Below are 14,832 nucleotides of genomic sequence, written 5' to 3'. Positions count from 1 at the left end.
CTCTAACGTGCCCTTCGCCCACTTCCGCTCTCGAAACGAGAGCGGAAAGAGCATATTCATACCGACTCCGGTGACGACATCTGGCATCCATTGTGGTAAAAAGAAGGTAGGACAACGACCAGATCGGAGGTGTGCGTTTGAGCCATCGTTTTTGTCTTCTCGGCCTCGTTCTGTTAGGTATGACCTGCATTGGCGGATTCGTCGTCTGGCAGCGGGCCCGTCACTTTGAACGACTCTTCTACCTTACCCGTCTCGATCCGATTGGATTGAATATGATCCGGAATGAACCATCATCAACGGCGCCGATTGTGATGTTCGGCGACTCACGAGCAGCCGCCTGGCCAGCACCGACAGGATTTTTCATCACGAACCGGGGTGTTCCTGGGCATACCAGTACCCAATCGCTGCTTCGGTATCGTATGCACGTCAGTCCCTTGCAGCCAGCACTGGTTATCATTCAGGTGGGAGTGAATGATCTGGTTGCGCTGCCATTGTTAGCCAACGATGCTGAATCGATCGTTCAGACGACCATTGCGAATATCGGCGAGATGGTAGACCTAGCCAGAGTCGATGGCAGTCGGGTGATTCTCACCACGATCTTTCCGCTCGGTCCTGATCTGTTCTCGCACCTCGATCCGGGAACGGGTCAGATTCAGACCGCGATTGAGCAGGTGAATGCTGCTATACGTGCAATGAGTGCGCCAGATGTAATCATATTTGATAGTGCAGCGCTCCTGGCCGACGCAAGTGGTTACGTAGCTGAGGCATACCGCGCTGATCTGCTTCACATTAATCCAAAAGGTTATCAGGTGCTGAATGAGGCGTTGTCGATGCTGTTAACCGATACTCAGTGAGTCTTTGTACGACAAAGAACCGAGGAACGCAATGGAACGTCAGATGAACAACCGTCCCCAATTTCACAACGAAATACTGACGCGGCATAACGCAAAACAGATGGCGCCACCTACCCGCGGAAAATTTCCTCACAGATCGTCAACAGCCACGCCGCACATCAAGTGGTACCGCCGCAAGTGAGTTAAAAACCGGTACTTCGCGACCAAGCGTGATACCGGTGATCGAGACAGGACAACTGTAGGCGTACACCTCCACTCCTACCGAGCGTGCAAGCCGTAGTGCACGACTGAAATCAATATCGATCGTTTCATCAGGAGCAAACGCACAGCCTTTAGAACGTTGAATGATAAACACCACGGCTGCCCGTTGACCGTTACGGGCCGCATTGATCAACAGCTCGAGATGACGATGACCACGCTCGGTCGGTGCATCGGGGAAGACGGCAATGCCTTCGACAAGGTGAGTAACTGACTTCACCTCTAAGAGACAGGTATCTAGCCCTTCACTCAGGCGAAAATCGATGCGATGGGGACCCAGTTGCACATCACGCTGCACACGTGAATAACGGGCAAACTGTGGGAGCGCACCGAGTGACAAAGCCGCGGCAACCAACCGATTGGGCAACTGGCTATCAAGTGAAACGAGATCACCATCTTGATAGACAGCCACAACCTGAAACGCAGTCTTCCGGCCCACTTCCTCACGTGGCGCGAGTAACAGGCGAGCCCCTGGAACGAGGAGATCGATCAAACGCCCTCTGTCGGCGAGATGGGCACGTACCATTCGTCCACCCATCTGCGCCTCAACCAAGAATTGACCGGATCGTGCTGCAAAGTTGGCTTCAACCAACGGTGCACCGGTTGAGAGCGGCACCCGAACGATGGTGTGTTGTCCTGATCCTTGCCCTGTTGCCATACCTATAGTATACCACGACCGGTTTCATCTTTTGCAATCGCATAGCGTGGGGAGGGGATAATGCCTTACCCCGCAAGCGCATCCTGATAAACGGGCGCAGCGCGCTGTTCCCTGACCGACGCATCGCAACAGGCGGTGGGTGGTACTGCCGGACGGTACCCGATGTTGCCCATAGAGAGGGACGGTTCGCGAACCGACCCTCATTCGTCGATACCTGCATCTGTATTGTCACTGATCCTCGCGATGGTACAATACAGGAGGAAGCTGACGATGAGGGAGCTAGATGCTGACTCATGAAGATATTGCCCGCGTACTGGCACACTACGATGTCGGCGAGCTACGGTCGAGCCGCGCCGCCGGCCACGGTATGATCAATGAAACAGCGATTGTTGAGACCAGCTTCGGACGCTTTGTGCTTCGCCGTAACCGGCGCTTTAGTGGCTTACAAACCATCAAACTACGTCACCGCCTACTCGAATGGCTCCGACAACGAGGCTTTCCTGCACCACGAGTCCTGCCAACCAGGAATGGCGAAACAATGGTGATCATCGATGAACAAGTCTACGAGCTTAGCATATTCATCGTCGGCGATGAGTTCGATCCCGCTCGTCCACGACAACTGAGCGATGTTGGTCGGGTCCTGAGTAGTTATCATCGGGCTGTTACCGATTTTCCCGAACCACCACCACCATCAGCACCGCGTTATTTACCATCCAGCTTACGTGGACTGACCGAACGCTTGATCACTCGTGACATACTCGGTGATTTAACGCTCCCACTGCACTGGTACGAGCGACGCATTGCCGAGTTATGCCATCAGTTGAGCGATGAGACCTACGAATCTTTACCACATCTGCTGATCCACGGCGACATGCATCGCGATAATATCATCTTTCGCGGTGATGCAGTAGCGGCCTTAATCGATTATGACCAGATTGGTATTGATGCACGCCTGGTCGATATTGCCGATGCACTGGTCGATATGGCGATCGGTTCGCCGCCCCCCAACTGGCCAATGTGGGGAGTGTACCGGGCGCCACTCGATCTCGAACGAGTACGGCTCTTTCTCAAAGCCTATAATGCAGTTGTTCCGCTATCGCGCACCGAAGCTCAGGCACTACCGGCGATACTCGAAGTCATCTGGCTACAGGGAAATTTGCGCCGAACGCTCAGCACGCCAGACGCCGAACCTGAATATCACCTTGAATTACTAGGACAGGGACAGTGGCTGGCTGAGTGGATGGATCGCCATCGCGACCGCATTCTGGAAGCGGCAATGGTATACTGAGCACTATGCAGCATCACGAGTGAGCATATTTTATCCAGGTTCTACTTCGCATGAGAGCAAGCATTCAGCGAAGGATACGTGCGCTAGCCCATCTCTGGATGATCCTCCTAAGTGGGGTGGTGATCACATTACTAGGTGGCCTGGTCATACGCTGGCTAGCGCCGTTGTCCCCATGGGTTGAAACACCAACAGTTCAACTGCGCGATCCGTTGCCGCAGAGCAGTGCGGTACATCCGCGCAGTACGATAACACTCGTGTTCAGCACACCGATGAATCCGTTCACGGTCGTGCGCTCACTCCGTATTGATCCGCCACTAGATAGCTCATATCAATGGTCGGAAGATATGCGCGTGTTGCGCATTATTCCTAATCAAGCGCTTCAACCGGCTACGACGTACCGCATACAGGTTTTCACGACTGCTCAAAGCCGGTGGTGGCGACCGTTGGCCCAGGCGCTCGATGTGTCATTTGTTACCGCAGCTCAACCAACAGTTCAAACTGCCCTCGCCCCGCGCCGACTCGACGCTCCAATCGTACTCATCTTTAGTCAACCAATGATTCCTGCAGATGTTATCGATCAACCGGCTTTGCTCCAAGGGGTACGACTCTCACCACCATGGCCACTACGCGGTCAATGGCTTGATCAACGAACGCTCCTGCTTCAGCCTACCATCGCATTTACCGCAGCTTCAACATATACTCTCACAGTAGACAGTACCTTCAGCGATGCCCAGGGTATCGAATTAGGGCAGCCGTTCCGCTGGCAATTCACTACACCCTGGCCGAACCTGATTGAACAGACACCTCCGCCAGAAAAGCGCTGGGTAAACCCGCAGCAACCGTTGGTGTTGGTATTTGATGCCCCTGTTGATACTCGTCTGCTCAGCACGGCGCTCGATATTACGCCATCAATCAGTGGTAGTTTCACCAGCGCCACAACGAATAACCGATACACGGTTACCTTTACACCGTACACCGGCTGGGTGCCCGGGCAGACCTACCAGGTTCAGCTTCGCATCCCGAATACAACCCGTCTGCTCCAGAGTTGGCGCTTTTATGTCGAGCCAGAACCAACATTACTGGCCTCATTTCCAGGTCAAGGTCAGGTTCTGATGCCCGATCAAGAGATTCGTCTGCTGTTTAGCACACCGATGGACGAATCGGAACTGCGGGCCGGGCTCAGCTTTGAGCCACCGGTAGACGAGTTTAAACTAACTGTTGAGGAAAATCGGGTCATTGTGCAACCGGTGATCCAGGCAGCAACAACCTATACCATGACAATTGCGGCCGGTGTTCGTGACCACAGCGGAGTCCCGTTACGCATGCCAGTATCGTTAACAGTACGAACAGCTAGCCGTCCACCACTATTCCGAGTTCCTGGGGATGTCTTGCAACACTTTCCGGTCAACGCTTCGCCGGCAATTGTCGTTGAACGCACAAATCTGCGTGCGTTTCAGGCCCATCTCTACCAGCTTGATACTACGACCCTGATCCGTGCGCTTTCTCTGCACCCAGACGAATGGTCACGTTTTGTCCCAGAACGGTACGTGCAAACGCCAGTGCGCGTCTGGCGTGAAACCTTGAACGATCCACCCGACAGTCTGGTACGCAGTGTCTTTGCCATTACTGCGAACAGTAGCGGCGAATTATTACCCGCCGGTGCCTACTACTTGCGCCTCACGACCGATAGTGGATTACGGGTTGATCGACTTTTACTTATTTCATCAATGCGTCTGACAGTGATACCAAACAGCGATGAACTCCTGGTATGGGTGACAAAGAGTGGGAGCGGCGCACCCTTAAGCGACATCCCATTGAGCATCTATCTCGACGAAACAATGCTTGCCAGCGGCAAAAGCAACGAACAGGGTCTCTGGCGTGTTCCACTTGCCAATTTGCGTACATTTACCGGTGGCAGTGCCGGTCGTACTCTGGTAGCAGTAGCTGAAGACGACGGTATTGCCCTGAGTAGCATTCAGCTTCTCGACACATTTACCCCTCCGGTTAAAGCATTAGTCGCTGTTGATCGATTGAGTTACCGACCAGGGAGCATCGTGCGCGTCAATGGTCTTGTTCGCGAACAACAGGCAAATGGCCGATTAACCCTACCCGCTCCGAGAACGTGTCGCCTTACCCTCAATAGTACAACCTTGATTAGCGATGCCACTGCCGTTACCTGCACAATATCCGATAAAGGTATCCTCAACGGTAGTCTGCGGCTCGATGCGCGCACCGCACCGGGAACATACATCGTACAGGTCGCCATCAGTGACACCATCTATCAGATACCGATCAGAGTTACTATCCCGACTACCGGTGCCACCATCCACGTAACGCCAACCCGTCCCACCGGTCTCGCGGTTGATGTCACCCGTGCCAACCTGCCAATCAGTGGTGCGGTGATAAGCTGGAACCTGCGACTCGAAACCCTATCCATCGTTGAACTTGATGGCATAGCTGGTGAAGTGCTGGGATCAGCGAGTGAAACCTCATCAAGTGCAACGACCGATCAGAGTGGCCGAGTCCAAATTAATCTGCCAGCAGATGAAAACCTGATCCGTCCACTCCGGTACGAGCTCCACCTGACTGCACAGTTGCCCGACGGCGAGCAACTCCAGCAAAACACAAGTGGAATCATTCATCCGCGCAGCCCGCGGTTGTCTATTGATGCACCAACCGTCATTGCGCAAAACGAACGGGCAACAATTACGTTTACTTTGCAGAACGCTGAAGGTCAACCTCTGTCCAATACGCTGATAGAGCTGGAAGTTCGGCGTCAGATTGGTGATCCACCACTAATTATGCGACGGGTACGTACCGACCAGAATGGTCAGGCAACGACCGCACTGGTCCCGCTCCTCCCCGGACGCTACGAGCTGAGCGCCCGTTCTGGATCGAGTGTGAGTCGTCGGCAGTTGTGGGTAGCAGGTTCTGGAATTGCCAGTAGTGAACCCTGGCTGATTCCCGACCGCACCGCCTATTCAGTTGGTGATACGGCTCGTCTGCTTGTAAACGGACCGACCAGTGGTACCCTTCTGCTTATTGTCGGCCAGGGTGAAACAGCCCGTATCGCGCTGACCAGAGCACAAGCCGGTAACATGATGTTGCTTCCGATCACCGATGATCTCCCACCGCTAACAACCATTACCGCACTGATTGACGACGGGGTGAATCTGTGGACAAGTACGGTGAGCCTGTACATTAATCCACCATCACCACCACAGATCGCATTGTCGCAACGAGAAGTACTGCCAGGCTCAACTCTTACCCTGACCACTACCGCATCAACGGCAAATCTGTTTGTGGTGCTGACACCCATTCATGCACCGACGATTAATCTCGATGATTGGAATCGCCCGCTCACCAGTTCCTCATCATTCCGGCAAGGACTCTCTGGCATTATCCTGCCAGCAACTCCTGAGTCGACCGATCAGCAACACCGAATCTCGGTTCGTCTCCCGCAGCAACCGGGACGCTGGTACCTTAATGTGATTGCGATCGATGATCGTGGTTTTGCGACAGCAACCAGTACCCTGATTGATACCATTCAGTCAGTTGAAGCAATTGCTACTCCTTTACCGCCGCTCCGTACAAATGACACTGCCGTTGCCACGCTTATCTTGCGCAATATCGACCGCGAGGCGCGTACGGTACGCACTCGTCTCTGGGTAAGTGGCGGCATCCTGCTTGATCCAATCGAACAAATCGTTACGATACCGGAGCATACTGTCATGCCTATCCATTGGAACATACGACCACAACCCGATGTCGCGCTTATCGGTCTGCGTTACGAGGTGATAGACACTGCACCCTTACCACCGATTGAATACGCGATACCGGTCATCCGCGAGTCATTTTTGCCTCAAACGACCCAAACCCGTTTGGTTAACGATTCGCTCGAACTGAGTCTGGCAGATGACGAGCACGAGATTATCATCGCCGCTAATGCCCGATCTGCGCTGGCCGACCAGGCACAACGCCTGTTTCAGACCACGGCGCCCACTGCCGAAAGTCTGGCTGCGGCAATCATTATTGGTAACGAACTACAACGTACTGCTTCAACAACAACTGAAGTCGAGTATTGGCAGACAGCCATTGATGGTTCATTGCGTCAATTACGTACCCTTCGCAATCCTGATGGTGGTTGGGGATGGTGGCCAGATCATCCATCTGATCCGTTTATCACCGCTTTTGTGCTCGAAGCAATTGCCAAGATTGACCGCCGCGATGGACAGAACCCACTGCCAGGCGAATCTGCGATACGTTATCTGCAACGCGAACGATCAGCCCTTCCCCTCGATGTGCAATCATACATCGATTATGTGCTGGCAAAACACGGTATCAACGACCATCAGGAACCGGCATCCGACAATCTGACACCAACCGCACGTGCTTTTACCGCATTACGGCTCCGCCAATACAGAAACCAACTCCTGGCTCAATTCTGGACCACCGCCGGCAGTGGCCTACCGTGGGCAGGAGCCGAAGGAATGCCTGCCAGCGCGCTGGCCGTAAGTGCAAGTATCATTCAGGCATTAGCCGAAGAACAACCAACCGCTCCCAAACTCACGACCTGGCGTACTGCTCTCTTGCGACGCTGGCAAGGTGAGGGCTGGCCGACACCATACGAAGCGGCGCGTGTAGCGCTGGCACTGGGTCCAATGCTCTCAGCAAATGGTGCAGAGGTTACGGTATGGCATAACAACGACCGGCTGACCGAAGCCCAAACCCTGACTAATGTAGAACGCTGGCGATTACGAGGGGGAACATTGCGCATTGAGCCAACCAATGGGCCAGCACTCATCGCTATTCGCCGTGCAACCGCTGAGCATCCCCAAATCGAAGCAATACAGGCACAGCTCAGGTATCACCAGAGTATCAATCCACTGACCATCGATCAACCTGTTCAGGTCGATCTCATTCTGATCGTCAAAGAACCTTTTCTTCGCCTCGATGTCACCATTCCGCTACCAGCGGGGTTAACCCCAATCCAGGTAGATAGCGGCGCAACGCTCGCTTATTCTCGAATTGAGCGTGAACGGCGCACGGTTCGATTCGGTGGCGTCAATCTAACCCCCGGTGTATATCGGTTGACCGTTACTGCCAGAACAACAACCGCCGGTCACTTTCAGACACCGCCAGCAATTATTGCCACGCCGGGGAGTGGGTTGCCTGAACTGTTTGTGAGGGAAAAAGATACGATCATCATCACGACGGCGCCAACGAACTGATACCGGACGGATGCATCACTAGAGATTTTCTGAATTTTCATCGTTTGGTGTCATAACCACCGTCGCCTGGGAGCGCGAGCCTCCGGCGCGCAGCCTACAGTCGCCTGGGAGTGCGAGCCTCCGGCGCGCAGCCTGCACCGTGCCCATCTCAGCCGCACACCATCGCCCCGTGGCTCGCCATAAGAAAAGCGAAGAACTCGCCCCTGCTGATGAAGATGCCCCTCCCACTCGCTCTTCTTCTCTTCTCGTCCCTCTCCTCACTTAACCACTGCTAGGACTGGTAAACCTCATCAACCAATGTTGCAATATTGAAACACTTTTGTTCAGTACCTGGCATAGCCATAGCTTGACGCTCCTGTTCCACATTTGTTACCATATTTGTGCAGCAACTCAATGAAGAGGGGCGATTTCCCAACACTCGTGTATGCCCCACAAAACCTTACAAAATATATTTTTAGCCAGCAAACCCATCCGGACCGCGCATTGCACGGTGCAATGCATCGTGTTGTCATAAATTGTGACAGGAAAGGAGGTGCGCAGGGCGGGTCGCCGATTGCTACCCGTTAGACGGCGTGTACGCCCAGTTCAGATGCGCCGGTACGCCACGAGCAGCGTACAACGCGACGGGACACGGTCGCACGGCAATTGGCGCGCATCACGTTCTCTGCTTGAACGCTGGATCAAAGGTGATTCGTTGGGAACTGGTTCTGGCTGTTTTGTATTGCAAGGAGGAGACCCTCTATGCCTGCGTCCTTTCTGGGCGAAGTTTTTGGTACCATGGTACTGATCCTGTTTGGCAACGGTGTCGTGGCGAACGTATTGCTGACGCAATCGAAGGGCAACGGTGGTGGCTGGATCGTGATTACCACAGGTTGGGCATTTGCAGTGATGTGTGGTGTCTTTACAGCAGCAGCCTTGGGTAGCCCTGGGGCTGATCTTAATCCAGCCGTCACCGTGGCTGTCCTGATTCGCGGGGGCTACGACTTCGGAACTGCCGTGATGCACATTGTGGCGCAATTTATCGGTGCCTTTATTGGCGCCACTCTGGTCTGGCTTGCCTACCTCTCACACTGGGAAGTAACGAAAGACCCTGGCCTCAAACTGGCTTGTTTCAGCACCGGCCCGGCGATTAGCAATCCGGTCAACAACATCATTACTGAAGTGATCGGTACCTTCGCGCTGGTATTCATCATCTTCGCTATCTTTAGCGCCAACGGTGCCACAGGCGGAAATCCGGCGAGCGGTCTGGGTCCATATCTCGTTGCAGCACTGGTTTGGGGTATTGGTCTTTCACTCGGTGGTCCAACTGGCTACGCGATCAATCCGGCACGCGATCTTGGTCCGCGAATTGCACACTTTGTGCTACCCATCGCCGGGAAGGGCGACAGCAACTGGGGGTATTCGTGGATACCGGTCGTTGGCCCGCTCATCGGTGGCTCAATTGCCGCCTTATTGGCGAATGCGCTGGGTATGTGAGATACTAGATACTGTTGCGCATCGCCTACGAACGGTTAGCAATTATCACTTCAAGGGAGGAAGCCTGTGAAGAAGTTGATTAACGCTCCAGAGAATGTCGTCAAGGAGGCACTGGCCGGAATGGCAATTGCCCATGCCGATCTGATCCAGGTGCACTTCGATCCTGACTACATCGTGCGCGTCGGTGCACCACATAACAAGGTCGGCGTTATCTCTGGAGGTGGCTCTGGTCACGAACCGATGCACGGTGGCTTTGTCGGCTACGGCATGCTCGACGCTGCCTGTCCGGGTGCCGTCTTTACCTCACCGGTACCGGATCAGATGCTTGCCGCAACCAAGGCTGTCAATGCTGGAAAGGGCGTGTTACACGTCGTCAAGAATTATACTGGTGACGTGATGAATTTCGAGATGGCAGCAGAACTGGCTGCCGCCGAAGGTATTGAGGTCGCCAGTGTGATCACCAACGACGATGTGGCAGTTGAAAACAGCACCTGGACAGCCGGTCGGCGCGGGGTAGGAGTGACCGTGCTGCTCGAGAAGATCGTCGGTGCTGCGGCAGAAGCTGGTGCTGATCTGGCGACGTGCAAAGCAATTGCCGAGCGAGTCAACGCGAACGGTCGCAGCATGGGGATGGCTCTGACCCCCTGCACCGTACCCCAGGCTGGTAAACCGGGCTTTGAGCTAGCCGAAGACGAGATGGAGGTTGGTATCGGCATCCATGGCGAACCCGGCCGACGCCGCGAGAAGTTGGCGCCGGCGCGTGATATTGCCGAGATGCTTGCTGGTCCTATTCTTGAAGACCTGCCCTTCAAGAGTGGTGATGCTGTACTGGCCTTCGTCAATGGCATGGGTGGTACACCACTGATCGAGTTGTACGTGATGTATAATGAACTTGCCCGTATCTTGAAGGATCGGAACATTACCATTGCTCGCTCGCTCGTCGGCAGCTACATCACGTCACTCGAAATGGCAGGTGTGAGCTTTACCCTGCTCCGTCTTGACGATGAGATGATTAAACTCTGGGACGCTCCGGTCCATACGCCGGCGCTACGCTGGGGAATGTAAGGTATCAGTATGTATAGCGGGGCAAATTGCCCCGCTACCAGATCGCACGCAGAGGAACTATGCAGATCACCGCCGATCATGTGATACGTTTTCTCCAATTGGTCGCTGAACGGGTTAAAGAGCAGCGTGACTATTTAACCAAGCTCGATGCCGCAATCGGTGATGCCGACCACGGTGTCAATCTTGATCGTGGTTTCAGTACAGTGATGAGCAAGCTGCCAACTGCAACCGACCGGAGCATTAGTGGTCTACTGAAACTGACCGGCATGACACTGATTTCCACCGTTGGTGGCGCCAGTGGGCCACTGTATGGCACAGCCTTCCTGCGCGCAGGAACAGCTATTGGGGATCGAGCGACGATTGGCGCTGAAGAACTGATTGCTGCACTGAGCGCTGCGCTTGATGGCATTCAAACTCGTGGGAAAGCGACTCGCGGTGAAAAGACGATGATCGATGCGATTGCACCAGCAATCGATACGCTGAAAGAGCAGTATGCAGCGAGCGGTGATCTGTTGGTTGCAATGCGTGCCGCTGTCGCTGCATGCGAACAGGGTATGATTGCGACTGAACCAATGCTAGCAACCAAAGGACGTGCATCGTACCTCGGTGAACGTTCAATTGGTCATCGTGATCCTGGTGCTGCCTCGGCTTATCTGATGGCCCAGGCGCTGCTCGAGACCATTGAGCGTGCAGCACAAGGTTAATGTGTCCCGTATGCCGCACAGGTAGACAAAGGAGTCATGAATTATGGCAAAGTATGCCGCCGCAATCGATCAGGGAACAACTAGCACCCGCTGTATGATTTTTGACCACAGTGGCAATGTCATTTGCTACGACCAGAAAGAACACGAACAGATCTATCCCCGACCCGGCTGGGTAGAGCATAGCCCTGATGAGATTTGGGAACGTACTCAAAGTGTGATCCGCAGTGCATTGAGCAAAGGTGGCCTCAGCGCGAACGACATCGTCGCTGTTGGGATTACCAATCAACGTGAGACGACGGTGGTCTGGAACCGCAACACCGGACGACCAGTCTACAATGCGATTGTCTGGCAAGATACGCGCACCGATCAGATTTGTAATGAATTGGCAGCCGACGGTGGACAGGATCGCTTCCGGCCCAAGGTTGGTCTCCCGCTGGCAACCTACTTCTCTGGTCCTAAGATCCGCTGGATTCTCGACAATGTTCCCGGTGCACGCGAAGCCGCTGAAGCTGGTGATGTGATCTTTGGTAATATCGATACCTTCTTGACCTGGTGGCTGACCGGTGGCCCCAATGGTGGCGTTCATGTCACCGATGTCACGAACGCTTCGCGCACGATGCTGATGAATCTCGAAACCCTTGATTGGGACGATGAGATACTCGGCATTATGGGTATTCCACGGCAGATGCTGCCCAAGATTATGCCGTCAAGTATGGTCTACGGCACTGCTACCGGCGAGCTGGCCGGGGTACCGGTAGCCGGTATTCTGGGCGACCAACAAGCAGCAATGGTTGGTCAGACCTGCTTTGATGTCGGTGAGGCGAAGAACACCTACGGCACCGGATCGTTTATGCTGCTCAATACCGGTACCAAACTCGTTCCCTCGAAGAGCGGTCTGTTGACAACTGTTTGCTATAAGTTCGGTGATCAGCCTGCCGTTTATGCTCTTGAAGGCTCTATCGCTATCACCGGTGCATTGGTACAGTGGCTGCGCGACAATCTCGGCCTGATCACCTCGTCGGCTGAGGTCGAGTCGCTTGCTAATCTGGTTGAGGACAACGGTGGCATCTATTTCGTCCCGGCCTTCTCTGGTCTCTTCGCCCCGTACTGGCGTTCCGATGCACGTGGGGTAATCGTCGGCCTGACGCGGTATGTCAATAAAGGTCACATTGCCCGTGCGGTACTTGAAGCGACTGCGTACCAAACCCGCGAAGTTCTCGACGCGATGGAACAGGATTCGGGTGTGAAACTGACCGCATTGAAGGTCGATGGTGGTATGGTGTACAATAATACCCTAATGCAGTTCCAGGCTGACATCCTGGGAGTGCCGGTTATTCGGCCGAAGGTTGCCGAAACAACGTCGCTTGGTGCTGCGTATGCCGCTGGCCTGGCAGTTGGCTTCTGGTCGAATACCGATGAGATGCGCGCTAACTGGGGTGTCGATCATACGTGGACGCCGCAGATGGACGAGGCAACCCGCGAGCGACTCTACCGAGGTTGGAAGAAGGCGGTCACCCGCACCTTCGATTGGGTAGAGTAACCCGCTTTCCTGTACGCATACAATGGTAGCAAGACCGGCGGGAATCTGTACCCTGCCGGTCTTGCTGACGATTAGGAGCTTATGATGCAAACCATCTCTACCGATGTATTAGTGATTGGCGGCGGCGCAACCGGCACAGGCTGCGCGCTCGACCTCGCAATGCGTGGAATCCGTTGCGTGCTGGTCGAAAAGGGAGATTTGACCCATGGCACAACTGGCCGGTATCACGGTCTTCTGCATTCGGGCGGGCGCTATGTGACCAAAGACCCGCAATCGGCGCGTGAATGTGCGCAGGAAAATGCAATCTTGCGCCGCATTATGCCGCATTGTATCGAGCAGACATCTGGGTTCTTTGTCATCACACCGTGGGACGATGAAAGCTATGGTGATGTCTTCGTCGCCAATTGCCACCGTACCGGTGTGCCGGTGCAAGAGATCAGTGTCGCCGAAATGCTGCGTCGTGAACCACTCCTCAATCCCCGTATTTCACGGGTCTTTGAGGTTCCCGACGCTTCCGCCGATTCGTTTCTCGCTACCCATTCCGTAGCGCTGGCCGCACGTGAGTACGGCGCCGACATTCGTACCTATCACAATGTGATCGAATTGATCCGGGTTGGCGACCGGGTTGTAGGAGCAGTCGTTGAAGACCTGCGTAGCGGTGAACGGATTCGAATCGACTGTGCTTATGTCTTAAATGCGGCTGGGGCCTGGGCTGGCAAAATTGCAGCACTGGCAGGCGTAACGGTAACGGTCGTACCGGGCAAGGGTACAATGGTGGCGATGAATCACCGCATGGTAAACACGGTGGTGAACCGCTGTAAACTCCCATCCGATGGTGACATTATTGTACCCATTCACACAGTAGCCGTCATTGGTACGACCGATGTCCACGTTCCCGATCCTGATGTCTTCGGGATTGAACCAGAAGAGATTCAATTTATGCTCGATGAAGGTGAGAAGCTCGTTCCCGGCTTCCGTCAATATCGTGCGCTACGTGCCTGGGCTGGTGTCCGTCCGCTTTACAAAGACAAAGATGTCGCCAGCGACCGTGATATTCCTCGCACGTTCAAGTTACTCGATCACGAAGAGCGTGACGGCGTGAGCGGTATCTTTTCGATTGTTGGTGGTAAATGGACAACATATCGCCTGATGGCCGAGCAGACGGTGAATGAGATTGCACGACGGTTAGGCAATACCCAACCCTGTCGCACTGCTAGTGAAGTGCTGCCGATCCCGAAGTTTGAGCACACTCGTCACGCTACTGTAACCGTTTCACCTGATCCGGCAGCGCAGACTCCCCACTACTGGCTCGGAAAACCACTGGCACTGGTCGAGAGCCAACACGCCGCCGGTGATCTGATTTGTGAATGTGAACTGGTTACCCGTGATCGGATTCAGGCCGCAATCGATGCTGGCGCTCATAATCTCGACGATATTCGACGCGATGTGCGGATGGGCATGGGGCCGTGTCAGGGTGGCTGGTGTATCTATCGCACGGCAAATATTTTGTATGAACGGCGCTGTGCCGATGGTCTGAGCCACGTTCATACCAATGAAGCGATACTGCATTTTCTCCAGGAACGCTGGAAAGGTCTTACCCCAGTCCTGTGGGGTGATCAGTTACGCCAGGCCCGCCTCGACGAATTGATCTACTACGGTGTCCTGGGTATTCAACGTCTGCGGGCACTGGCCGAACCGGGGGGTGGTCTGGTAACCCAACATCCGGCTATCGCAACCGAATATGTACAGGCGTAAGGC

Annotated in this window: 9 protein-coding genes; 8 read left to right on the top strand and 1 reads right to left on the bottom strand. The window is 54.4% G+C overall.

Annotated elements, in window-relative coordinates; translation table 11 throughout:
* Positions 1-137 precede the first annotated feature (137 nt).
* Positions 138-854 (top strand): SGNH/GDSL hydrolase family protein, encoded by a 717-nt coding sequence (locus tag QTO31_RS07125; protein ID WP_301428541.1) that lies wholly within the window; start codon positions 138-140, stop codon positions 852-854.
* Positions 855-993: 139 nt separating this feature from the next.
* On the opposite strand, the gene sfsA is transcribed toward QTO31_RS07125, so the two are convergent.
* Positions 994-1,770, bottom strand: coding sequence for a DNA/RNA nuclease SfsA (gene sfsA, locus QTO31_RS07120; protein WP_301428540.1), 777 nt, complete (start codon positions 1,768-1,770; stop codon positions 994-996).
* Positions 1,771-2,053: 283 nt separating this feature from the next.
* Between sfsA and QTO31_RS07115 the strand changes: the two genes are divergently transcribed.
* The 7 genes from QTO31_RS07115 (at position 2,054) to glpA (ending at position 14,829) form a co-directional block, all read left to right on the top strand.
* Positions 2,054-3,058 (top strand): homoserine kinase, encoded by a 1,005-nt coding sequence (locus QTO31_RS07115; RefSeq protein ID WP_031459868.1) that lies wholly within the window; start codon positions 2,054-2,056, stop codon positions 3,056-3,058.
* Positions 3,059-3,108: 50 nt separating this feature from the next.
* On the top strand, positions 3,109-8,289 hold the full coding sequence (locus QTO31_RS07110; protein WP_301428539.1) for an Ig-like domain-containing alpha-2-macroglobulin family protein: 5,181 nt from the start codon (positions 3,109-3,111) through the stop codon (positions 8,287-8,289).
* Positions 8,290-9,030: 741 nt separating this feature from the next.
* Positions 9,031-9,765, top strand: coding sequence for an MIP/aquaporin family protein (locus QTO31_RS07105; RefSeq protein ID WP_301428538.1), 735 nt, complete (start codon positions 9,031-9,033; stop codon positions 9,763-9,765).
* A gap of 66 nt (positions 9,766-9,831) precedes the next feature.
* Positions 9,832-10,830 (top strand): dihydroxyacetone kinase subunit DhaK, encoded by a 999-nt coding sequence (gene dhaK / locus QTO31_RS07100; protein WP_028456952.1) that lies wholly within the window; start codon positions 9,832-9,834, stop codon positions 10,828-10,830.
* A 59-nt stretch (positions 10,831-10,889) separates the two neighbouring features.
* Positions 10,890-11,534 carry a dihydroxyacetone kinase subunit DhaL gene (gene dhaL, locus QTO31_RS07095; protein ID WP_031459865.1) on the top strand — a complete coding sequence of 215 codons (645 nt, stop codon included), beginning with the start codon at positions 10,890-10,892 and terminating at the stop codon, positions 11,532-11,534.
* A gap of 43 nt (positions 11,535-11,577) precedes the next feature.
* Positions 11,578-13,074 (top strand): glycerol kinase GlpK, encoded by a 1,497-nt coding sequence (gene glpK / locus QTO31_RS07090; RefSeq protein WP_031459864.1) that lies wholly within the window; start codon positions 11,578-11,580, stop codon positions 13,072-13,074.
* Between the two features lie 84 nt (positions 13,075-13,158).
* Positions 13,159-14,829, top strand: a complete 1,671-nt coding sequence (gene glpA, locus QTO31_RS07085) for an anaerobic glycerol-3-phosphate dehydrogenase subunit GlpA (RefSeq protein ID WP_031459863.1) — start codon at positions 13,159-13,161, stop codon at positions 14,827-14,829.
* Positions 14,830-14,832 lie beyond the last annotated feature (3 nt).

Origin of the sequence: Chloroflexus sp. MS-CIW-1 (assembly GCF_030444705.1) — a bacterium.
Taxonomy (GTDB): domain Bacteria; phylum Chloroflexota; class Chloroflexia; order Chloroflexales; family Chloroflexaceae; genus Chloroflexus.
The sequence above is the reverse complement of the archived record's forward strand: the minus strand, read 5'-3'. Positions and strand labels throughout refer to the sequence as shown.

Coding starts and splice junctions, on each gene's coding strand:
- glpK (WP_031459864.1), top strand. CDS start 11,578: ATGGCAAAGTATGCCGCCGCAATCGATCAGGGAACAACTAGCACCCGC.
- QTO31_RS07105 (WP_301428538.1), top strand. CDS start 9,031: ATGCCTGCGTCCTTTCTGGGCGAAGTTTTTGGTACCATGGTACTGATC.
- sfsA (WP_301428540.1), bottom strand. CDS start 1,770: ATGGCAACAGGGCAAGGATCAGGACAACACACCATCGTTCGGGTGCCG.
- QTO31_RS07115 (WP_031459868.1), top strand. CDS start 2,054: ATGCTGACTCATGAAGATATTGCCCGCGTACTGGCACACTACGATGTC.
- dhaL (WP_031459865.1), top strand. CDS start 10,890: ATGCAGATCACCGCCGATCATGTGATACGTTTTCTCCAATTGGTCGCT.
- QTO31_RS07110 (WP_301428539.1), top strand. CDS start 3,109: ATGAGAGCAAGCATTCAGCGAAGGATACGTGCGCTAGCCCATCTCTGG.
- glpA (WP_031459863.1), top strand. CDS start 13,159: ATGCAAACCATCTCTACCGATGTATTAGTGATTGGCGGCGGCGCAACC.